Genomic DNA, 20,660 nt, shown 5'->3' on the forward strand with positions numbered 1-20,660 from the left:
TAGAACAAAAAAGAGCCATTCGGCTCTTTTTATTTATGACTTAATTTCTTGGTCAAGAAATCTCCCAAGAACTGGATCGTAAAGATAATCAAGATGATAATGATGGTTGCTAAAACTGTCACATCGTGATTGAAACGGTTAAATCCATAAGCGATGGCTACGTTACCGATACCACCAGCTCCGACCGCACCAGCCATAGCTGTTTCACCGACTAGTGAAATCAAGGTCACAGTCGTCACACGAATCAAATCTGGAAGACCTTCCGATAGATAAACACCCACGATGTCCCAGAAGGTCGCTCCGCTCGCTTGAGCCGCCTCAATGACACCACCATCTAGCTCAGCCAAGACCACTTGCACCTGACGGGCAAAGAAGGCGAAGACCGCAAAAGAAAGTGGCACAAGAGCTGCATTTGGCCCGATACTAGTCTTCACAATCAAGTGAGAAAGTGGAGACAAGATTGCCAAGAGGATGATGAAGGGAACCGCACGGAAAATAGAGGTAATCTTGTCTAAAATCCAGAAGATAACCTTATTTTCCAAGACACCACCTGGCGCTGTCAAGACGAGGAAAAGACCTGCCACCAGCCCCAGGAACCCTCCGATGATGAAGGAAAGAACTGTCATATAAAGAGTTAGGTAAATGGCTGTTCCCCAGCCTGCTTGACCATCCCAGCCCATTTTATAGACATTTGGTAAATAAGTTTGAATAAACTCTGTCATTTTACTGTCCTCCCTTCAATACTTTTAACTGGACACCCGCTTGGCGGATAGCTTCTTGAGCACCTGCTAGCGCTGCTTTTTCACCTGACAAGACCACAACCAATTCTCCGACTGGAGTGCCGTCGAGAATTTCGATATTTCCATAGAGGATATTGGCCGTTACTTGGTAATGCTTGTACAATTCATTTAAAAGTGGCTCGTCTGTCGAAGCTCCTGCATACTTGAGCTGTACTAAGATACTGTTCTCAGATAAGTGCTCTACGATTTCTTGCTTCTCAATCTTGACCATGGCTTCATCAATACCTGTAGCTGTTGAGATAAAGTCCTGGGTCAAAGGTTGTTTAGGGTCTGAGAAGATTTCAAGGACACTGCCTTCTTCAATCAAACGGCCATCCTGCATAACTGCCACACGGTTAGCAATGTCTTTGACAATCTGCATTTCATGCGTAATCAAGACAACAGTCAAGCCTAATTTTTGGTTCAAATCTTGCAACAAGGCCAAAATCTGCTTGGTTGTCTTAGGGTCAAGGGCAGACGTTGACTCATCTGAAATCAAGATTTTTGGATCATTGGCCAAGGCACGCGCAATAGCCACACGCTGTTTTTGCCCTCCAGAAAGTTGAGAAGGGTAGTTTTCAGCACGATCCGCCAAGCCAACCAAGTCTAACAACTTAGCTACTTTGGCTTTCTTTTCTTCCTTGCTGAGTCCAGAGTGTTTGAGGGCAAAGGCTACATTTTCCTCTGCTGTCTTTTGACTCATGAGGTTAAAATGCTGGAAAATCATCCCAATGTCTTGACGTTTGCGACGCAACTGCTCTGCCGTCAAGGTAACCTTACCATCAAAAATCACATCGTCGTCAATGGTAATTTTCCCAGCAGATGGCTTTTGCAAGAGGTTAATCACCCGTACAAGGGTTGATTTCCCTGCTCCAGAATATCCAACGATTCCGTAGATATCCCCTTCTTGGATGTGAATGGTCACATCCTTGACCGCTGTGATGGTTCTCTTCTTCTGATGAAAAGTCACATCGATCTGATCTAACTTAATAATATCTCTACTCATAGCTTCTAATCAGCTCCTCTACTAATTCAATATGGGTGTAGTAATCTGCGATTCGCACGTTTTCATCTCCACCGTGGTCTCGGCTATTGGCATTCCCTAGACCGAAGGCCACCATTGGTACCTCTAGGGCATCAAAGACCGTATGCATAGGTCCTGTTCCCGCTGTTGTCGGTAAGACCGATACGCCCTGAGGGTAGAATTTCTTGGCCAACTCGATGACATTGAGAATGGCTGGCGCGCTCATATCGCTTCGATAGCTCATCTCTCCCAAGGTATAGTATAATTCTACCTTATCAAAGCCATTTTTGTCTAGCTGTTTCCGAATTTTTTCCAGAACATCATGCGGTTCTAGGCCAGGAACCAGACGAACTTCTAGCTTGGCACTAGCTTCTGCTGGCAAAATAGTCTTAACACCCTGACCTTGATAACCAGACTGGATTCCTTCGATATTGAGGGCTGGCTCGAAAAAGAAACGTTTTAGAAAGGCTGCACGATCCTCTTGTAAGAGAGGCAATTCCAAGCCGTAAATGCGACTGATTTCCTCAGGATTGCGTTGGGCGTAAGTATCCACCAAGGCTAGTTCTCGTTCATTTGGCTCTTGAACATCCTCGTACAAGCCTTCTACCAAGATACGGCCATCTGCTGCACGCAGACTACTTAAGGCCTGGATAAGATACCATGGTGCTGACTCCACAACTCCACCATAACTCGAGTGGATATCCACATCCGCACTCTTCACCTTAGCATCAAAGGTCACAATCCCCTTGTTTCCGCCAGAGATTTCCAGCTGCTCCAAGGCGTTCTTTGTACCTTGTTCCCATACCAGCAAATCCGCCCCACGAAGTTTGTCTGCGTGTTTCTCTAAATACTTATCTAGATCCATGGAAGCAGACTCCTCTGCCCCTTCCATGATAAAGCTAATATTGACAGGTAGGTCATCATGGTGTTGCATGTATTTTCTCAAAGCGCTCAAACGAGCCGTGATATGCCCCTTGTCGTCGTCAACCCCACGTCCATACATAAAGCCATTTCGCACAGAAAGGGTAAAAGGATCCTCTGTCCACACCTGGTCACCATCCGCTGGCACGGTGTCATAGTGGTTATAGAAGATCAAGGTCTTAGCATCTGGACGCGAACTCTTGAAATGCGCCATGACAAAGGGAGCCGTATAAGTCTCATCAATCTCCACTTCAGCCCCTACACGCTTAAAAATCTCACCCAAATAGTTTGCGACTTCCTTGAGTCCAACCTGCTGGGCAAAGACTGATTTCTTGGAAATTAAGGTGCGCAAGACTTCAAAATAATGCTGGGCCACATGATCCTTTTCAAATTTTTCAATCTGCTCTTGTTCGCTAGGAAAAACCATATTCTCTCTACCTTTCTATGAACCTATAGTCTTCTTTACAATCCATGCTCTAGACAAAAGTAAGAGGTGGAAACTCTCTCCCACCTCCCTGTGTCTTATTACCAAACTGGTTGGTCCAAACCGTCTGATGTTTCTTCGATAACTTTTTTCACTTCATCAGTGTGGTAAGCCGCGATAATTTTCTTGATGGCATCAGCTTTAGGTGATGATTCCCAATCTTTTTTCGCAACGATGATGTTGTACCATTGTTTTGAGTTTTCATCAGCTTGCTCTTTGAAAAGTGCTTTCTTGTAGTCCAATTTTGCTTCTGTAACGAAGGTATTGTTTACAACGGCAGCATCAACTGATGACAATGAACGAGCTGTTTGACTAGCGTCCAATTCAGTAATCTTCAAGTTCTTTGGATTTTCTGTAATGTTCGCAACTGTTGCAAGTTCAGTTCCAGAAACATCCAATTTGATCAAACCAGCTGATTGAAGCAAGTAAAGCGCACGGCTTTCGTTTGTTGCATCGTTTGGCACAGCGATTTCACCCTTATCTGGGATTTCTTCCACTTTCGTGTACTTGTTTTCTTCCCCATTTTTACCTGAGTAAAGGCGGATTGGTGAGATGTAGGTATCTGCAATCGCTACAAGGTCTTTCCCGTTTTCTTTGTTCCAGTTGTTCAAGAAGTTGTAGTGTTGGAAGGCGTTCAAGTCTACTTCGCCATCAGCAGTTGCCTTGTTTGGTTGAGAGTAGTCAGTGAACTCTGTGAATTCCAATTTAATACCATCTTTTTTAACCAATTCTTGGATTTTATCCCAACGTTTTTCTTCAGAACCGCTACGGTTAACTGTTGCGATTTTAACAACTGTTTCATTGTCCGCTTTCTTTTCTGAATTTCCGCAAGCTGCAAGAGCCAAACCTGCGACTGTAGCGATAGCTGCTACACCGAGCCATTTTTTGATTTTCATGATTCTTTCTCCTTTAAAAATAATACCGTAATAGTATCTCATACTTTATTTGATTTAGCAAATTGTTATTAGATAGGCAGACATATAGTTTGAAACTATATATCTCCAGAATGGAAAACCATCCATCTCCCAGAGAATGGATGATTTACAAACTTATTTGATATCAGCTTCTGCTGGGAGATAAGTGTCTCCGAAGAACTGTTTAGACAATTTTTCAAGAGTTCCATCTTTGTAGAGTTCTTGGATACGTTTGTCCACAAATGATTTCAACTCATCTTGACCTTTAGCAAGAAGTGGGTATACGTAAGGTTGTTGGTCGCTTGGAAGCTCAATCACTTTCAAGTTGTCCAAACCTTGATTTTTGATAACTGTCTCCACACCAATTTTATCAAAAATCTTGTAGTCAAATTGTCCGTCGCTCAAACGAGACATGATTTGCTGGAAATCAGCCTTGGTATAGTTAAGAACCGTTGGGTTGTCTGCGTGTTGTTTGTTATAGTCTTCCAGTTGTTTAGCTGTTGTTGTTCCTTGAACGACTTCAGTAGACTTTCCACCAATATCATCGAGAGACTTAATACTGTTATCGTCTTTCTTTACAACGAGAACGTTAGGATTTTTAGCAGTTGGAGCTGCATAAAGGTATTTTTCAGCACGTTCTTTGGTGTAGCTGATGTTGTTCACAGCCATTTGGTAGCGATCAGCGTCAAGGCCCGCAAAGACACCTGACCACTCTGTCTTTTCAAACTTGACATCGTATTTGTCAGAGTCTTTAAAGATAGCACGAACCACTTCAATCTCGTAACCAGTCAATTCACCATTTTCTTCATAGATAAATGGCTTTGGCGAACCGTTAGTTGCTACGACGATTTCTTTTTTGCCAGATGTTGCTGCTTCTTCTTTCTTATCTCCGCCTGAGCAAGCTGCTAGTACACCTGTGGCAACAAGCCCTAGGGCAGCAAGAGATGAATATTTGACGATTTTTTTCATGTCATTTCCTCCAAAATAGAATACTGTACTATCTTAACAGAAAATTATTTTTTTCGCCATTATATGATACCTATCTCGGTGATAGGTTTTTCTTATGGCCGATTAAAAGACCAGACGCAAGACTGCAATCAAGACTACTCCAAAAAGAACTGTGCCAACTAGATTGCGGTAGCGAAAGGCTACCCAAGCCGTTGGAAAGACTGCTAAAAAGTCCAACCATTTGATTTGAGGAAGGCTCCCAACCTTGCCTGTCACCACGCTTGAAAGGATTAAGGCAAAGATGATAGAGACGGGCAAGAACTTCAAAAAACGCTCGACGATAGCTGGCAACCCCTTGTACTTAACCAAGATGAAGGGAATCATACGGGGAATCCAAGTCACCAATCCAGAAAAGACGATTGCCATTAAAATATACTTACTGACCATCTAAGACCACCCCCATGGTACAACCTAGCAAGGTCGCAAACAGAACAGCTAGCGACTGAGTCACTACTGTCAAGAACAAAAAGAAAGACAGCGCAACAACAGCTAGAATCATCAGCAGATTGCGGACAGGGACCCGTCTTTGCATAATCTGAAATTGCGAAGTAAAAATCCCGATAAACATCCCAACAAGGGCAAAGTCTAATCCAAAGATTTCTGGATTTGGTAGCAGACCACCCAGAGCCGTTCCAACCACTGTCCCCACAAACCAAGCCGCATAGCTATTCAAGTTATTTCCATGCATCCACACGGGATTGACCTTGTCTGTATGGGCTAATTCTCCCATCAAAACTCCGTAAGTCTCATCTGTCAAGAGACTGGACATGCCGATGTTTTGCCAGAGACTAGTATGACGGAAATAGGTCGACGCATGCAAGCTTAGCAAAAAGAGGCGCAAGTTGATCAAGAAGACCGTCATAGCAATAGCTGCCACAGGCGCTTGTACTGCAATCAATGCCAACATTGCAAACTGGGCGCTCCCAGCATAAACAAAGAGGCTCATCAAACCCATCTCAACAGGTGTCACATAGGGCGCGCCGATAATTCCACAAGCCAGACCAATGCTGACATAACCAAGGGCAGTCGGCATAGCCGCCTGTACACCTTCCCAAAATCCTTTTTCTTTCATCTCTCTCCTCTTATTCTCTTCGTTTGAGGCTGTTCAAGGTCACAGCCACAGCAAGAAATATTATAACACATTCAAAGAAGAGAAAAAAGTTTAGAGTTTGAAACTAGTAGCTAGCAAAAAATGCTGAAATCCCATGAGTGTTATTAATGCATCCTAAACTGATCCACCCGAATAGTATACTTTTTATCTTCAATTTCTTTAGCATCTTCATCTTCTGTCGGATAAACATCGATCCAAAATTCTCTCCTTTGTCCTTTCAACTTGACTTTATAGCGATAGCCGTCATCGTATAGTCCTACCGTCTCGGTAGTTACAGATTGAAAATTCGGAAGAGCTTCAATTTCTTTTTTTATAGTCTGGGATAGATTGTTGAGCATTACATATTGCTCCCCTTTTGAAGCTACAGGAATATGAACTGTCGCTTCTTCCAAGCGATGCGATTTTGAAAATGTGAATCTTGCTCGACCTGTATAACCATTCAAAGAAATATTTTCATAATCATAGAAAAGGCGGCCCGTTTTATAGAAATAAGGGTCTTCAGCACGCCAGCTATCTCGATAACCCATTTCTGTTTCTTCCACCACTTCGCTAGCCTCACCAAAAACTTCTTCAAAGGATTTAAGGGACATATTGAATGAAAGTGTTTCAAACAAGACCAGTTGTGTCTTTTTAACATTCTGGCAAGCTGATAAAAGCATGAGTAAGGCTCCAAGAGCAAGTAAACTACTGATTATTTTTGTAAATTTCATATTTCTACTATACAAAAAAACTCTAGAATTGACAAACTTTGATAGAGTCGGATTCCGTGATTAGATTTTAAAAATGCTTCTTTTTGTTTTAAATTGATCAAGAGTCAGTAACAAACCGTCATAATAAGAAAAAGACTGGGAAGCCAGCCTTATCTATGTGATGTAAAAATTTCTGCTAAATCTAATATCCAAACACCAATAAGCTCACGATAATTAAAAAGCTATTCCACAAGATGTGGAGTGCCATTGACCAATAAATTGAACGTGTATAGCGAAAGAGCATACAGAGTAGCAGACCTGCTCCTGCATAAATGATGAAGTCTGTTATCACCCATCCATATTGCAAAACATGGATAAGACTGAATAGAGCCGAGGAAACAATTATGTCAACATAGTATTTTTTAAATTTAGTTAGGGATGTCATCAGAAGCCCGCGAAAAACCAACTCTTCAACTATCGGAGCAATGAGACTGCCGTATAAAATGCGCGTTATAAAGTAACTAATTCCTGTCAAATTAGCTGCTTCTTTCACTATTGCACTCCCATTTTGCGTGCTGGGAAAGATCCGAGTCGTTATATTTACCCACAAAAACATCAATATAAAGGAAAGAAAGAAGATACCCAGATAGGACCAACGAAACTCGAATCGACCGTACTCTTTCCAATGTTCACTTTTGACAAGAATAATTGTAGCTACAGTTCCCACCATTAGTACAAACAGAACCTGTAAACTATAAAAACCACCTTCAGACAAGGCATCAGTAAAATCTAAACCTAATATGACATTAAAAATGAGGTAATAAATCACAATCAACAGTCCAGTTGCTAGGTGAAATTTCATTTCTTTCATTTTCTTCATCTTATTATTTTCCTTGACACCCTTATCTTCTACGACGGTTAAACAATCCATCTACAAAATCTACAACCCAATCAAAAGCACCACGATTAGGACTCATTCCTTGATTTCCCCAACCTGGGTAAATTCCTGGAACTCCCCAACCTCCACTACCTGGGTTAACCACAAGGTTTCCACCGTAAACCTTCTCCAACTCCACTTCCGTTAGTTCCATTGTCTACGCAAATTGTAAATTTAACATCATTTACACTCTTTCAATTATTTTTATTTGTAAACCACTTCTGCGACCTAGGATTTGCTTCAAATGTCTTACAAGGACAGTATAACACGAAAATTGTCTTATTTTAGAAAATCGCATATTTGATATTTTTTCTCATGGAAATTTCACATTTGCGATTTTTGTGGATTTGATTATTTCACTGGTATAATAAAGATGCTATTAACAAGGAGGGAAGCGATATGAAGAAAAGAAAAATTCAACTAATGCTTCTACTCATTTCAGAGTGGGTTATTATCATTCCATTTCTAGCTCATCGATAAGTTCTTTGTACTGCTGGAAACGTAATTCAAAAAGTGCTGATAATTGTGGATTTTCTAATATTTGCAGAGATTGGATAAAGTGTTCAATCTCTTTTTGATTTCTTCCCTTGGTCTGAAGGAAAACACTCAATTTCTTTAAAAATTGCCACAATAATTTCTCAAAAACATCATACGGACGAAGCATGCTCTCCAACTCAGACTCAAAGATTGGGATGTAAGAGAAAAGCTTACGCTCCATGAGCTCTGAGATAATATTCAGATAGCCACTTTTCATATACAGTCTATTGTGTGCCAATTCTTTAAATTCCTTGGATTTTTCAAGTAAAGAGGTTGATAAAAAGATTAGATCTTGGTTGCTTAAGAAGGGGATGGTGTTACAAAATATATAGAGTTCAAACCAGGTCCAAGACTCGATAGCGTAGAGGTAGCTAGTCAAAAACTCGCTATCCTCCTCCTCTAGCGGATAGTTTTTATCCAAGGAATGGATAGCATTTTTAATCACGACGGCATTCAAACGACGATAGGTATGTGCCATCTGTTCTTGCTCGACTTCCTCTAATAGTTTCTCTAAGCCAGCCACATCTTGATGGGCAAAGCGATCGACAACCATTCTACCAAATTTCATATGTGGAGATTCTTGATAGTTGTTGAGCTTGTGCCCAAATTCATCAAAGGTCACATTTATCCCTTGGATAGCTAGAATCAACTTATCCGCAGACAGCATAGACTGCCCTAGTTCAAACTTGGATAGCTGGGATGCTGTCAGTCCACCACAAGCTACATCTGACTGCTTGAGTTTTCTAGCCTGGCGCAATTCCTTGTAAAATTCTCCCAATTCCTGTTTTTCAATCATCGCCCTACTCCCTTAGCAAGGCTCTTTACTCTTCTATTCGTAAAAATTTTTACTTTTTTAACATATTATAAAATATTTTAGCAAAAAAGCCAGCCTCAAGCTGACTCTTTATTCCATCGTATCAAAAGCGAGGCTTGGTTTGGCATTGAGATCCCAGCCTGCAAAGTTTTCTTTGTTCCACTCGCTGACGCTGGCATAGGCAATCATGCCTGCATTGTCTCCACATAGGCGCAGAGGAGGGATAATGACCTTGACATCTGTGATTTCAGCTGCCAAGCGTTCTCTGAGACCTTTATTGGCAGCCACGCCACCGGCCACGACTAGGGTTTTAACAGGATATTTCTCCAAAGCTTTCTTGGTTTTGGCCATAAGAATATCCATGACTGCTGCTTGGAAGGATGCACACAAATCCTCTGTAGACAGGCTTTCTCCCTTTTGCTCAGCATTATGATGGAGATTGATAAAGGCAGACTTCAAACCTGAGAATGAAAACTCTAGATTGTCCTCCTTAATCATGGCACGAGGGAAATCATAAATATCCTGCCCCTGATGAGCCAACTCATCAATCTCGCGACCTGCAGGATAGGTCAAGCCCATGACACGACCGACCTTGTCATAAGCCTCCCCAACCGCATCATCTCGTGTCTCCCCAACAATCTTGTAATCGCCAGCCTCAGAAACATAGACCAACTCTGTGTGGCCACCGCTGACCAAGAGGGCCAACAAAGGAAACTCCAAAGGCTCCACACTCTGAGCCGCCATGAGGTGGCCAGCCATGTGGTTAACGGGGATAAGTGGTAGACCATGCGCCCAAGCAAAGGCCTTGGCAGCTGACAAACCAACTAGCAGAGCTCCAACCAATCCAGGTCCATAGGTAACCGCAACAGCTGTAACGTCCTCTTCGGTAATTCCTGCTTCTACTAGAGCCTCCTCGATACAGGCTGTAATGATCTCGACATGGTGACGACTGGCAACTTCTGGCACCACGCCCCCAAAGCGTTTGTGACTCTCAATTTGACTAGCAATGACATTGGACAAGAGCTGGTCGTCGTTTTTTAAGACGGCAACACTGGTCTCATCACAAGATGTTTCAAATGCTAAAATATATCTATCCTTCATCTATTTCTCTCTTCATGATGATGGCGTCCTCGACTGGGTCATGGTAATAGGACTTTCGCTCAGCGATGACCGCCATCTTTTCTTTCTTGTAAAATGCTTGCGCTCGATGATTTGACTTTCTGACTTCAAGGAAAATTTCCTTATCTGTCGGCAATGTTGCAAACAAGGCTGATGCAATTCCATGACCCTGATAGGCTCCTTTGACAGCGATTTGCAGGATTTCTGCCTCAAAGAGATTCTCCTGAACGGCTAGAAAGCCAATCACTTCTGTCCCATCATAAGCCAGAGCATACCAAGTCTGGTCTTGGGACAGGTCTGCTTGGATTTGTTCCAGCGTCCAAGGACTGACTGGGTAAACATCTGCCATGACAGCGTAGATGGCTTGAGCCAGGTCAGGTTGCTGTTGAATTCGTTTGATTTCAATCATAGGCGTTTAATGTAAGATTCGCCAGACTCGGTGTGATTCTTAAGCCAATTTTCCTCAGCCTCAACTCGTTTGAGGTAATTTGGCACAAAGTCGTGCAAGGAGGCTGCTTCCCTATCCCAAGCCAAAAGAGCAAGATTAGCTGTATTTGGCAAGGTCTCTTGGTAGTTAGCTTGTGGCAAGTGTTCTTGGATCTGCTCCACAAAGGGACCGACTTCTCCAACAAAAGTCACCTGCTCAGCATCCTTGACCTGCTCTAGCACTTCCGCAAAGGACAGGTGTGCTTCTGGCATGACAGGTTTGGCATTTTCATAAAATCCTGCATAAACATTGTTGCGACGCGCATCCATCAGGGGAACAAGTAAGCCTTCTTGTTGGCGTGGCACCAGAGCCAAGAGGCTAGACATACCAACCAACTCAATGTTCAGGGTATGAGCCAAGGTCTTAGCAGTTGCTACCGCAATTCGCAAGCCTGTGTAGCTACCTGGTCCTTCAGCCACCACGATTCGGTCCAAATCCTTGGGCGTCAGGTCCAGACTCGACATCAAAAAATCGATGGCAGGCATGAGGGTGATACTGTGATTTTTCTTGATATTGATTATGGTCTCGGCAAGGACCTGCTTATCCTCCAAAATGGCTAGAGAAAGAGCCTTGCTGGACGTATCAAAAGCTAATACTTTCATAACACATTCCTATCTTTTTGTCTGTTTACTATTATACTACAAAAGCCAACGCATGGGAATTTTCTTTCTTCCCAAACAAAAAGCCCTGCCACTTAGACAAAGAGGAAGGCACAAAAATTTTAAAAAAGTTGTAGATTTTTCTATCTTTTCCGAATAGAAAAGTAACCAAGGCAATTGAAAGGTCCTTCATAGGAAGTTTAGATAAGTCATATATGCTTCAACTCGGTTTTCGATGCGAGAAATCATCATCGTAACAATAAAGAGCTCATCTAAAAATAGAAAAATCCGCCCCTTCTATCAAGACGGGGTGAACTTTTCGTATCTGTTTATTTAGATGAATAATTAAGTTTAAGCATTTAAACCGAAGTGAAAAACAAACCAGACAACATAGGTGACAAGAAGCAGAAATATAGAGTAGAGTATTACAAAGGTCAGCTTCCAAAGGAATTTTGTTTTTCGGTGCTCTAGATATGTAAAAATAAGATTTCCTCCATAAACACAAGCTACAAAGACTACAAACATCAAGAGGCGAACTCCAATCGCAAATTCAAACAAACTAAACATCCTTAATCCTCCTTGTTTTAAAAGCTATAGGGAACGTTCCCATCCATAAATTTCCCTTTCTCTTTCCATTATAACACCTAAGTGCTCTCCAACCAAATTCTATCTATCTTTTTGCCCCTCTTTCCCTCACAACTTTCTCATTTTCCGTCTTTTACTAATTTTTCATTTTGTGGTATAATTGAAATAATTGTAACGAATCAAGGTCAATCTAGACACAAAATGGAATGAAATCAAGCAAATCTCTACTAAAAGTTTGGAATAAGCTGACCTGTAAAATAGAAAGGAACTATATGATTTACAAAGTTTTTTATCAAGAAACAAAAGAACGTAGCCCACGTCGTGAAACAACACGCTCACTTTACCTAGACATCGATGCCAGCTCAGAACTTGAGGGCCGTATCGCTGCTCGTCAACTTGTCGAAGAAAATCGCCCAGAGTACAATATCGAGTATATCGAACTCTTGTCTGACAAATTGCTAGATTACGAAAAAGAAACTGGCGCTTTCGAGATCACGGAGTTCTAATATGACCTACACTCTTAAACCTGAAGAAGTCGGCGTTTTTGCCATCGGTGGTCTGGGAGAAATCGGGAAAAATACATACGGAATTGAATACCAAGATGAGATTATCATCGTCGATGCTGGGATTAAATTCCCGGAAGATGACTTGCTGGGTATCGACTACGTTATCCCCGACTACTCTTACATCGTAGACAATATCGACCGCGTCAAGGCTGTCTTGATCACACACGGACACGAGGACCACATCGGTGGAATTCCTTTCCTGCTCAAGCAAGCAAATGTCCCTATCTACGCTGGACCACTTGCCTTGGCTTTGATCCGTGGGAAACTCGAAGAACACGGTCTCTTGCGCAACGCCAAACTTTACGAAATCAACCACAACACTGAGTTGACCTTTAAAAATCTCAAGGCAACTTTCTTTAGAACAACCCACTCTATTCCAGAGCCTTTGGGAATTGTCATTCATACTCCTCAAGGAAAAATCGTCTGTACGGGTGACTTCAAGTTCGACTTCACTCCAGTTGGCGAACCTGCAGACTTGCACCGGATGGCAGCCCTTGGTGAAGAAGGCGTACTCTGTCTCCTCTCTGACTCGACAAATGCAGAAGTGCCAACCTTTACCAACTCTGAAAAGGTCGTTGGCCAGTCTATCATGAAAATCATCCAAGGCATTGAAGGACGCATCATCTTTGCATCCTTTGCCTCAAATATCTTCCGTCTCCAGCAAGCAACAGATGCTGCTGTTAAGACTGGACGCAAGATTGCGGTCTTTGGACGTTCGATGGAAAAGGCCATTGTCAACGGTATCGAGCTTGGCTACATCAAAGCTCCTAAGGGAACCTTTATCGAGCCAAATGAAATCAAAGACTATCCTGCAGGCGAGGTTCTTATCCTCTGTACAGGTAGTCAAGGTGAGCCGATGGCAGCCCTCTCTCGTATCGCTAACGGAACCCACCGTCAAGTGCAACTCCAACCCGGCGATACCGTTATCTTCTCTTCTAGCCCAATCCCTGGAAATACTACTAGCGTCAACAAGTTGATTAACATTATCTCAGAAGCTGGCGTCGAAGTTATCCACGGTAAAATCAACAATATCCACACCTCTGGACACGGTGGTCAGCAAGAGCAAAAACTCATGCTCCGCTTGATCAAGCCCAAATACTTCATGCCTGTCCATGGTGAATACCGTATGCAGAAAGTCCATGCTGGACTAGCGGTGGATACTGGTGTCGAGAAGGACAATATCTTTATCATGAGCAATGGTGATGTGCTTGCCCTTACCGCAGATTCTGCTCGTATCGCAGGTCACTTCAATGCCCAAGACATCTATGTCGATGGAAATCGTATCGGCGAAATCGGCGCTGCTGTCCTCAAAGATCGTCGTGATCTATCTGAAGACGGTGTCGTTCTAGCAGTCGCTACTGTTGACTTCAAGTCTAAAATGATCTTGTCTGGTCCAGATATCCTCAGCCGAGGCTTTGTCTACATGAGAGAGTCTGGCGACTTGATTCGCCAAAGCCAGCGCATTCTCTTCAATGCTATTCGTATCGCATTGAAAAACAAGGATGCTAGTGTCCAATCTGTCAATGGCGCCATCGTCAACGCCATTCGTCCTTTCCTCTATGAAAACACAGAACGTGAACCAATCATCATCCCGATGATCCTCACACCAGATGAAGAAGAATAAATCAACAAAACAGCCCCGAAGACGGAGCTGTTTTTCTCTATGCTTTCTTTTCTTGATTTTTAGAAATACTACGATTTTTACCTTCCAGATAGACCATCAAAATAGAAATATCTGCTGGGTTTACTCCCGAAATACGGCTGGCTTGGCCGATAGTTTCTGGATTGATGAGTTTGAACTTTTGGCGAGCTTCTGTCGCAATAGAATCAATATCATCCCAGTCGATGTTAGAAGGAATGCGTTTTTCTTCCATGCGTTTCATCTTGGCAACCTGATCCATGGCTTTGGAAATATAGCCTTCGTACTTGATTTCTGTTTCAATCAATTCGATAATCTTGTCATCCAAGTCCTCAGCAGCTGGTCCGATAAAGGCCACCACATCTTGGTAAGAAACTTCTGGACGGCGAAGGAATTCCTTGGCTGTCACTGCATCTGTCAACGGCTTGAAGCCCATCTCCTCAACCTTGGCATTGGTTTCCTTGACTGGCTTGAGTTTGATACTGTCTAGGCGCTTCATCTCATTGTCAAATTGGTTTTTCTTAATCTCAAATCGAGCCCAACGTTCATCGTCCACAAGTCCAATCTCGCGTCCCATCTCTGTCAAACGCATATCGGCATTGTCATGACGCAGAATGAGACGGTATTCAGCACGACTGGTCAATAGACGGTAGGGTTCAATGGTTCCCTTGGTCACCAAGTCATCAATCATCACCCCGATATAGCCATCGCTCCGTTTCAAGATTAGCTCAGGTTTGCCTTGGATTTTCAGAGCCGCATTGATACCAGCGATAATCCCTTGACCAGCAGCTTCTTCGTAACCTGACGTTCCATTTGTCTGACCAGCTGTGAAAAGTCCTGAGATTTTCTTGGTTTCCAGAGTCGCACGCAACTGATGAGGCAAGACCATGTCATACTCGATAGCATAACCAGTTCGCATCATTTCTGCATTTTCCAACCCTTTGATAGAATGAACCAACTCACGCTGTACATCCTCTGGCAGACTGGTTGACAAGCCTTGGACATAGACTTCCTCTGTATTGCGTCCTTCTGGCTCAAGGAAGAGCTGGTGGCGTTCCTTGTCCGCAAAGCGCACAATCTTATCCTCTATCGACGGGCAATAACGAGGGCCCACTCCCTTAACCACACCTGTAAACATAGGCGCACGGTGGAGGTTATTTTGGATAATCTCATGACTGGTACCATTGGTGTAGGTCAACCAGCATGGAACTTGGTCTTTGACATAATCCTCATCACGCGAAGTATAAGAGAAGTGATTGGGTGCTTCATCTCCTGGCTGGATTTCTGTCACATCGTAGTTGATAGAAGAAGCCTTGACACGCGGAGGTGTACCTGTCTTGAAACGACCGATTTCGAGTCCCAGTTCCTTGAGATTGTCAGCAAGGTTAATCGAAGCCAAGCTGTGGTTTGGTCCTGATGAGTACTTGAGGTCTCCGATGATAATTTCCCCACGGAGGGCTGTTCCTGTCGTCACGATAACGGCCTTTGCAGCATACTCTTGATGGGTCGCTGTACGAACACCGACAACCTTGCCATCTTCCACCAAAATCTCATCAATCATGGTCTGACGAAGGGTCAGATTTTCTTGATTTTCAACCGTCTTGCGCATTTCCTTAGAGTAAAGTTCCTTGTCAGCCTGCGCCCGAAGGGCGCGAACAGCTGGACCTTTCCCAGTGTTGAGCATCTTCATCTGGATGTAAGTCTTGTCAATGGTCTTGGCCATCTCGCCACCGAGAGCATCTACCTCACGCACGACAATTCCCTTGGCAGAACCTCCGATAGAAGGATTACAAGGCATGAACGCCAGCATTTCAATATTGATAGTCGCAAGCAGAACCTTACAGCCCATACGGCTAGCGGCCAAGGAAGCCTCAACCCCAGCGTGTCCCGCACCAATTACAATAATATCGTATTCTTCCGTAAAATTATAAGTCATTTTCTCTCCTATTCCTCAAGATGAATGTGTCTTAGTTGGCCGTCCCAATCCGGCAGGGCTGTTTTTAAAAAGGCTGGAACTAGCTGGATATTCTGGAGTTCATCCAAGTCAATCCACTCACAAGGCTGCATTTTTTCGTCTTCCTGCATGGTCAATGGAGCATCTTCCAGCAAGTCTACCAAATAATGAAACTCGATGTTGTGATAGGAAACACCGTCTTGTTCAAAACGATTTTCAACCACGAAAGCTAGCTGTCCAGCTTGAGCTTTGACACCCAGTTCTTCCTTCACTTCACGGACTACCGCGTCTTTCGTGCTTTCATTGACTTGAATCGCACCGCCAATAGTGTAATACTTACCCTTATCTTTGGTAACTAGGAGCTTGCCATTTTGAAGAATTAAGGCTGTCGCTCGAACGCCAAAAACTGTATTTTCCACTTTTGTCCGAAAGTCTTGTTGAGTCATTTTTATCCTTTCCCTTAAACGACACAAAAACAGTCAAAACTCGTAAGAAGTGCAGGACAAAAAAGCCTGCAACATCCATGAGCTTTGACCATCATTTCTATTGCTTTTATTATTGTAGCAAATTGAGAAAATTTGTCAATCTAAATGTACTGACAAACTTGTCCATCGCGGTAGGCATTGTCAATCAAACCGCCACCTAGACACTCTTCGCCATCGTAAAAGACAACTGCCTGCCCGGGTGTGATCGCGCGTTGTGGCTCTGCAAAAACGACCTCTGCCTTGTCTCCTTTGACATGTACAGTCACCTTAGAATCAGGCTGACGGTAGCGGAATTTAGCTGTACATTCAAGCGTAAATTCCTCTGGCATCTCACGAGTAAAGTGGACTTGACTAGCCTCTAGGCTGGTTGACATGAGCGAATCATGGTAGAAACCTTGGCCTACATAGAGGATATTCTTGCTTAGGTCTTTTCCGACAACGAACCAAGGGGCATTGTCACCGCCGTGTTGCCCACCGATACCCAGTCCTCCACGCTGACCGATTGTATAGTACATCAGACCAGCATGCTCACCCATATCGCGACCATCCACAGTCATCATGCGACCAGGTTGGGCTGGTAGGTAGTTGCTGAGAAAGTTTTTAAAGTTCTTTTCTCCGATAAAACAAATCCCTGTCGAGTCTTTCTTCTTAGCAGTCGCAAGGCCTGCTTCTTCTGCTAGTCTGCGAACTTCAGGTTTTTCCAAATGTCCCAAGGGGAACATGGTTTTTTGGAGCTGTTCTTGCGAAAGCTGGCTGAGGAAATAGGTCTGATCCTTGCCATTGTCCACACCACGAAGCATGTGAACTGTCCCGTCCTCATCACGCGCCACTCGGGCATAATGCCCAGTCGCTACATAGTCTGCCCCCAAGGTCATGGCATAGTCCAAAAAGGCCTTGAACTTGATTTCCTTGTTGCACATCACATCTGGATTTGGCGTGCGTCCTGCACGGTATTCCGCTAGGAAATACTCAAAGACGCGATCCCAGTACTCTTTTTCAAAATTGACAGAGTAGTAGGGAATGCCGATCTGGTCTGCCACCGCAGCCACATCCTTGTAATCTTCGGTCGCCGTACAGACGCCGTTTTCATCTGTGTCGTCCCAGTTCTTCATGAAGATACCGATCACATCGTAGCCCTGCTCTTTGAGCAAAAGAGCTGTCACCGACGAATCAACACCACCACTCATCCCCACGACAACACGTGTTTTAGAGTTATCACTCATGGTAAGTCTCCCATCTATTCGTTTATTCACGATTGAAGGTCGTGTGTGCTTTAACGATTGAAGGTCGCTTGAGCAGTATTCATTATAACACGCTTGGTTGGAGAAGACAAGAAAGAGGCTGATAAATCATCTCAGCCTCTCTTTCTTACTTTACAGACGAATCAAATTTCCCCTTTAAGTTCTTTCTTCGCTTGTTCTATCTGGTATTTCACTTGCTCAAAGCCGGTTCCTCCTAAGGAATTCCGTCTCTGAACAGCGGTTTCTGGACGCAAGTAGATATAAATATCCTCTTCAATCAGGGGATGGTAGGCTTGCAACTCCTTCAAATCCCAATCTTGGATATTTTTACCATGCTTGATAGAGTCTAGAACCAATTTCCCTACAATTTCATGCGCTTCTCTAAAAGGGAGGCCTTTTTCAGCCAAATAATCTGCCAGTTCGGTCGCATTCGAAAAATCATTCTCTGTAGATTGCTGCATTTTGGCCTTATTAACCTGCATGCTCGATAGCATACCTGCCAACACATCCAGAGAATTCAAAATCGTTTCTACTGTATCAAACATGCCTTCCTTGTCCTCTTGCAAATCCTTATTATAAGCCAGAGGCAAAGATTTCATGACGGTCAATAGTCCAAGCAAGTGCCCGTAAACCCGTCCTGACTTCCCTCGAATCAATTCCGCCATATCAGGATTTTTCTTCTGGGGCATGATAGATGAACCTGTTGAAAAGCTATCAGACAAGCTAATGTACTGATACTCAAAACTGCACCAATTGATGATTTCTTCACAAAAACGACTCATATGCATCATCAAAATGCTGGCATTTGATAGAAATTCTAAGATAAAATCACGGTCACTCACGGCATCCAAGGAATTGGTATAGGGTTGTTGGAAGCCCAATAAATCACTCGATAATTGACGATTGATTGGAAAAGTTGTCCCCGCTAAGGCAGCTGCACCCAGTGGAGATAGGTCCGTATGTTTCAAGTTAAATGCGAATCGCTCGCTGTCCCTTTGAAACATATTGTAATAAGCCATGAGATGGTGGGCAAAACTAATCGGTTGGGCGTGTTGCAAATGAGTATAGCCTGGCATGATAGTTTCCACATGTTTTTCAGCCAAATCCAGCAAAACACTGTTCAGATTCGCCAACTTATCCAAGACATGGCCAAGCTGCTCCTTTAGATATAAGTGCATATCCGTTGCGACTTGGTCATTCCGAGAACGAGCTGTGTGTAGTTTCCCAGCCAGAGGACCGATTTTCTCTGTCAGCAACACTTCCATATTCATATGAATATCTTCATTTGCAATATCAAAATGAAGCTCTCTTGCCTCTAAATCTCGCAACAAAGCTTGCAGACCATCTTGGATCTGCTCTGCCTCTTCCAAGCTCAAAATGCTAGTCTGTCCTAGCATTTGAACATGAGCTAAGGAACCCATTAAATCAAATTTTGCCAGCTGGTGGTCAAAGGAAATACTCGCACCGAACTGTTCTACCCACTCTTCCACAGTGCCTTCAAATCGACCACCCCATAATTTTGTATTTTTCGGCATACCCTGTATGTCCCTTTCTATCGCGTCACTACTCAACATTTTTCTGAACTTCTGAATAAACCTTAGTCGGAAGCCCCCAAAGCTTGATAAATCCAACAGCCGCATCTTGGTCAAAAGTATCCGCACTAGTATAAGTCGCCAAATTTTCATCGTAAAGAGAATTTGGTGATTTCCGAGCCACTACCTGAGCGTTCCCCTTATAGAGTTTAACTTTTGCAGTTCCATTGACAACTTTCTGTGTCTCCTTGATATAGGCAATCAAAGCCTGAGTTGCTGGGCTAAACCACAAGGCATTATAGATGAGATTGGACAACTCATTTTCGATAATAGGTTTGAAATGAGCCACTTCTCTCACGAGAGTCAAGTCCTCAATCTCCTTATGAGCTGCCAATAAAGTCACAGCGCCTGGGCACTCATAAATCTCTCTTGACTTAATACCGACTAGGCGATTTTCCACATGGTCAATACGACCAACACCGTGTTTACCCGCAATTTCATTTAGCTTTTGAATCAAAGCAGCCACTTTCATCTTCTCACCATTGAGGGAGATGGGCACCCCGCAGCTAAACTCAATATCAATAAATTCTGGACTGTCTGGTGCCTCTTCTGGAGAAGATGTGATTCCAAATGCTTCTTCTGGCGCTTGGTTCCAAGGATTTTCCAAGACACCACATTCATTTGCACGTCCCCAAAGATTTTGATCGACAGAGTAAGGATTGTCAAGGTCAGCTGGAACTGGAACGCCGTTTTCTTTGGCATATTGGATTTCTTCTTCACGAGACCATTTCCACTCACGAACAGGCGCAACTACCTTTAAATTGGAATCCAAAGCTGCAATAGAGACTTCAAACCGAACTTGGTCGTTTCCCTTACCTGTACAACCATGGGCAATTGTGGTTGCCCCTGTCTGATGAGCTATTTCAACTAGTTTTTTTGAAATAAGAGGGCGACTCAGAGCAGATACCAAGGGATACTTTTGTTCATAGTAGGCATGAGCCTGAAGGGCCACTAAAACATAGTCATTAGCAAATTCTTCCTTAACATCAATGACATAAGACTCAACAGCCCCAACCTTGAGAGCTTTGTCGTGGATGAACTCCAAATCTTTTCCTTCACCCACATCCATACAAACAGCGATCACATCATAGTCTTTTTTTAACCATGTAATCGCAACTGATGTATCCAATCCACCTGAATAGGCTAAAATAACTTTTTCCTTACTCATTTCTCTT

General features: G+C 43.3%; 22 protein-coding genes. 2 read left to right on the forward strand and 20 right to left on the reverse strand.

The window, feature by feature from the left end:
• Positions 1-29 precede the first annotated feature (29 nt).
• The 15 genes from B7708_RS06455 to B7708_RS09955 all read right to left on the reverse strand — a co-directional run bounded on the left by B7708_RS06455 (position 30) and on the right by B7708_RS09955 (position 11,990).
• Complete coding sequence (locus B7708_RS06455; RefSeq protein WP_084974565.1) at positions 30-722, reverse strand: methionine ABC transporter permease; 693 nt, start codon at positions 720-722, stop codon at positions 30-32.
• Position 723: 1 nt separating this feature from the next.
• On the reverse strand, positions 724-1,785 hold the full coding sequence (locus tag B7708_RS06460; protein ID WP_000085680.1) for a methionine ABC transporter ATP-binding protein: 1,062 nt from the start codon (positions 1,783-1,785) through the stop codon (positions 724-726).
• On the reverse strand, positions 1,778-3,151 hold the full coding sequence (locus B7708_RS06465; protein WP_084974567.1) for a M20 family metallopeptidase: 1,374 nt from the start codon (positions 3,149-3,151) through the stop codon (positions 1,778-1,780). Before B7708_RS06465 ends, B7708_RS06460 begins: the two co-directional genes overlap by 8 nt.
• Before the next feature lie 98 nt (positions 3,152-3,249).
• The gene (locus B7708_RS06470) at positions 3,250-4,104 is read right to left on the reverse strand and encodes a MetQ/NlpA family ABC transporter substrate-binding protein (RefSeq protein WP_084974569.1); all 855 of its coding nucleotides are present in this window, start codon (positions 4,102-4,104) and stop codon (positions 3,250-3,252) included.
• A gap of 153 nt (positions 4,105-4,257) precedes the next feature.
• Positions 4,258-5,091: an amino acid ABC transporter substrate-binding protein gene (locus B7708_RS06475; protein ID WP_084974571.1), complete on the reverse strand. Its 834-nt coding sequence runs from the start codon at positions 5,089-5,091 to the stop codon at positions 4,258-4,260.
• A gap of 102 nt (positions 5,092-5,193) precedes the next feature.
• Positions 5,194-5,517, reverse strand: coding sequence for an AzlD domain-containing protein (locus B7708_RS06480; RefSeq protein ID WP_000253912.1), 324 nt, complete (start codon positions 5,515-5,517; stop codon positions 5,194-5,196).
• The gene (locus tag B7708_RS06485) at positions 5,507-6,202 is read right to left on the reverse strand and encodes an AzlC family ABC transporter permease (RefSeq protein ID WP_142358278.1); all 696 of its coding nucleotides are present in this window, start codon (positions 6,200-6,202) and stop codon (positions 5,507-5,509) included. Before B7708_RS06485 ends, B7708_RS06480 begins: the two co-directional genes overlap by 11 nt.
• A gap of 143 nt (positions 6,203-6,345) precedes the next feature.
• A complete protein-coding gene (locus B7708_RS06490) occupies positions 6,346-6,951 on the reverse strand; it encodes a hypothetical protein (RefSeq protein WP_084974573.1) in 606 nt (201 codons plus the stop codon).
• Between the two features lie 181 nt (positions 6,952-7,132).
• Positions 7,133-7,810: a CPBP family intramembrane glutamic endopeptidase gene (locus tag B7708_RS06495; protein ID WP_084974575.1), complete on the reverse strand. Its 678-nt coding sequence runs from the start codon at positions 7,808-7,810 to the stop codon at positions 7,133-7,135.
• A 22-nt stretch (positions 7,811-7,832) separates the two neighbouring features.
• Positions 7,833-8,021 carry a hypothetical protein gene (locus B7708_RS06500; RefSeq protein ID WP_084974577.1) on the reverse strand — a complete coding sequence of 63 codons (189 nt, stop codon included), beginning with the start codon at positions 8,019-8,021 and terminating at the stop codon, positions 7,833-7,835.
• A 300-nt stretch (positions 8,022-8,321) separates the two neighbouring features.
• A complete protein-coding gene (locus tag B7708_RS06505) occupies positions 8,322-9,200 on the reverse strand; it encodes an XRE/MutR family transcriptional regulator (RefSeq protein WP_084974579.1) in 879 nt (292 codons plus the stop codon).
• Positions 9,201-9,308: 108 nt separating this feature from the next.
• Positions 9,309-10,319, reverse strand: a complete 1,011-nt coding sequence (gene tsaD, locus B7708_RS06510; protein WP_084974580.1) for a tRNA (adenosine(37)-N6)-threonylcarbamoyltransferase complex transferase subunit TsaD — start codon at positions 10,317-10,319, stop codon at positions 9,309-9,311.
• Entirely contained in the window at positions 10,309-10,746 is a 438-nt protein-coding gene (rimI, locus tag B7708_RS06515) for a ribosomal protein S18-alanine N-acetyltransferase (protein WP_084974582.1), read from the reverse strand. The genes tsaD and rimI overlap by 11 nt, the downstream gene beginning before the upstream one ends.
• Entirely contained in the window at positions 10,743-11,426 is a 684-nt protein-coding gene (tsaB, locus tag B7708_RS06520; protein WP_084974584.1) for a tRNA (adenosine(37)-N6)-threonylcarbamoyltransferase complex dimerization subunit type 1 TsaB, read from the reverse strand. Before tsaB ends, rimI begins: the two co-directional genes overlap by 4 nt.
• Positions 11,427-11,774: 348 nt before the next feature.
• Positions 11,775-11,990 (reverse strand): hypothetical protein, encoded by a 216-nt coding sequence (locus B7708_RS09955; protein WP_084974586.1) that lies wholly within the window; start codon positions 11,988-11,990, stop codon positions 11,775-11,777.
• Between the two features lie 290 nt (positions 11,991-12,280).
• Here B7708_RS09955 and B7708_RS06535 point away from each other — a divergent pair, with 290 nt between their 5' ends.
• Positions 12,281-12,514: a DNA-dependent RNA polymerase subunit epsilon gene (locus B7708_RS06535; protein ID WP_000639587.1), complete on the forward strand. Its 234-nt coding sequence runs from the start codon at positions 12,281-12,283 to the stop codon at positions 12,512-12,514.
• 1 nt (position 12,515) lies between these two features.
• The gene (rnjA, locus tag B7708_RS06540; protein WP_084974588.1) at positions 12,516-14,198 is read left to right on the forward strand and encodes a ribonuclease J1; all 1,683 of its coding nucleotides are present in this window, start codon (positions 12,516-12,518) and stop codon (positions 14,196-14,198) included.
• 37 nt (positions 14,199-14,235) lie between these two features.
• On the opposite strand, the gene mnmG is transcribed toward rnjA, so the two are convergent.
• The 5 genes from mnmG to B7708_RS06565 all read right to left on the reverse strand — a co-directional run bounded on the left by mnmG (position 14,236) and on the right by B7708_RS06565 (position 20,653).
• The gene (mnmG, locus tag B7708_RS06545) at positions 14,236-16,149 is read right to left on the reverse strand and encodes a tRNA uridine-5-carboxymethylaminomethyl(34) synthesis enzyme MnmG (RefSeq protein ID WP_084974590.1); all 1,914 of its coding nucleotides are present in this window, start codon (positions 16,147-16,149) and stop codon (positions 14,236-14,238) included.
• An 8-nt stretch (positions 16,150-16,157) separates the two neighbouring features.
• Positions 16,158-16,613, reverse strand: a complete 456-nt coding sequence (locus B7708_RS06550; RefSeq protein ID WP_000193641.1) for an NUDIX hydrolase — start codon at positions 16,611-16,613, stop codon at positions 16,158-16,160.
• A gap of 140 nt (positions 16,614-16,753) precedes the next feature.
• Complete coding sequence (gene mnmA, locus B7708_RS06555) at positions 16,754-17,875, reverse strand: tRNA 2-thiouridine(34) synthase MnmA (protein WP_084974592.1); 1,122 nt, start codon at positions 17,873-17,875, stop codon at positions 16,754-16,756.
• A 161-nt stretch (positions 17,876-18,036) separates the two neighbouring features.
• A complete protein-coding gene (gene argH, locus B7708_RS06560; RefSeq protein WP_084974594.1) occupies positions 18,037-19,428 on the reverse strand; it encodes an argininosuccinate lyase in 1,392 nt (463 codons plus the stop codon).
• A gap of 28 nt (positions 19,429-19,456) precedes the next feature.
• Positions 19,457-20,653, reverse strand: coding sequence for an argininosuccinate synthase (locus tag B7708_RS06565; RefSeq protein WP_084974596.1), 1,197 nt, complete (start codon positions 20,651-20,653; stop codon positions 19,457-19,459).
• Positions 20,654-20,660: the final 7 nt, after the last annotated feature.

Source organism: Streptococcus oralis subsp. dentisani (genome assembly GCF_002096615.1).
Lineage (GTDB): Bacteria > Bacillota > Bacilli > Lactobacillales > Streptococcaceae > Streptococcus > Streptococcus oralis_U.

Bases quoted from the DNA above. Each gene is read 5' to 3' on its own strand.
- B7708_RS06455 (WP_084974565.1), bottom strand. From the start codon at position 722: ATGACAGAGTTTATTCAAACTTATTTACCAAATGTCTATAAAATGGGC.
- B7708_RS06460 (WP_000085680.1), bottom strand. From the start codon at position 1,785: ATGAGTAGAGATATTATTAAGTTAGATCAGATCGATGTGACTTTTCAT.
- B7708_RS06465 (WP_084974567.1), bottom strand. From the start codon at position 3,151: ATGGTTTTTCCTAGCGAACAAGAGCAGATTGAAAAATTTGAAAAGGAT.
- B7708_RS06470 (WP_084974569.1), bottom strand. From the start codon at position 4,104: ATGAAAATCAAAAAATGGCTCGGTGTAGCAGCTATCGCTACAGTCGCA.
- B7708_RS06475 (WP_084974571.1), bottom strand. From the start codon at position 5,091: ATGAAAAAAATCGTCAAATATTCATCTCTTGCTGCCCTAGGGCTTGTT.
- B7708_RS06480 (WP_000253912.1), bottom strand. From the start codon at position 5,517: ATGGTCAGTAAGTATATTTTAATGGCAATCGTCTTTTCTGGATTGGTG.
- B7708_RS06485 (WP_142358278.1), bottom strand. From the start codon at position 6,202: ATGAAAGAAAAAGGATTTTGGGAAGGTGTACAGGCGGCTATGCCGACT.
- B7708_RS06490 (WP_084974573.1), bottom strand. From the start codon at position 6,951: ATGAAATTTACAAAAATAATCAGTAGTTTACTTGCTCTTGGAGCCTTA.
- B7708_RS06495 (WP_084974575.1), bottom strand. From the start codon at position 7,810: ATGAAGAAAATGAAAGAAATGAAATTTCACCTAGCAACTGGACTGTTG.
- B7708_RS06500 (WP_084974577.1), bottom strand. From the start codon at position 8,021: ATGGAACTAACGGAAGTGGAGTTGGAGAAGGTTTACGGTGGAAACCTT.
- B7708_RS06505 (WP_084974579.1), bottom strand. From the start codon at position 9,200: ATGATTGAAAAACAGGAATTGGGAGAATTTTACAAGGAATTGCGCCAG.
- tsaD (WP_084974580.1), bottom strand. From the start codon at position 10,319: ATGAAGGATAGATATATTTTAGCATTTGAAACATCTTGTGATGAGACC.
- rimI (WP_084974582.1), bottom strand. From the start codon at position 10,746: ATGATTGAAATCAAACGAATTCAACAGCAACCTGACCTGGCTCAAGCC.
- tsaB (WP_084974584.1), bottom strand. From the start codon at position 11,426: ATGAAAGTATTAGCTTTTGATACGTCCAGCAAGGCTCTTTCTCTAGCC.
- B7708_RS09955 (WP_084974586.1), bottom strand. From the start codon at position 11,990: ATGTTTAGTTTGTTTGAATTTGCGATTGGAGTTCGCCTCTTGATGTTT.
- B7708_RS06535 (WP_000639587.1), top strand. From the start codon at position 12,281: ATGATTTACAAAGTTTTTTATCAAGAAACAAAAGAACGTAGCCCACGT.
- rnjA (WP_084974588.1), top strand. From the start codon at position 12,516: ATGACCTACACTCTTAAACCTGAAGAAGTCGGCGTTTTTGCCATCGGT.
- mnmG (WP_084974590.1), bottom strand. From the start codon at position 16,149: ATGACTTATAATTTTACGGAAGAATACGATATTATTGTAATTGGTGCG.
- B7708_RS06550 (WP_000193641.1), bottom strand. From the start codon at position 16,613: ATGACTCAACAAGACTTTCGGACAAAAGTGGAAAATACAGTTTTTGGC.
- mnmA (WP_084974592.1), bottom strand. From the start codon at position 17,875: ATGAGTGATAACTCTAAAACACGTGTTGTCGTGGGGATGAGTGGTGGT.
- argH (WP_084974594.1), bottom strand. From the start codon at position 19,428: ATGCCGAAAAATACAAAATTATGGGGTGGTCGATTTGAAGGCACTGTG.
- B7708_RS06565 (WP_084974596.1), bottom strand. From the start codon at position 20,653: ATGAGTAAGGAAAAAGTTATTTTAGCCTATTCAGGTGGATTGGATACA.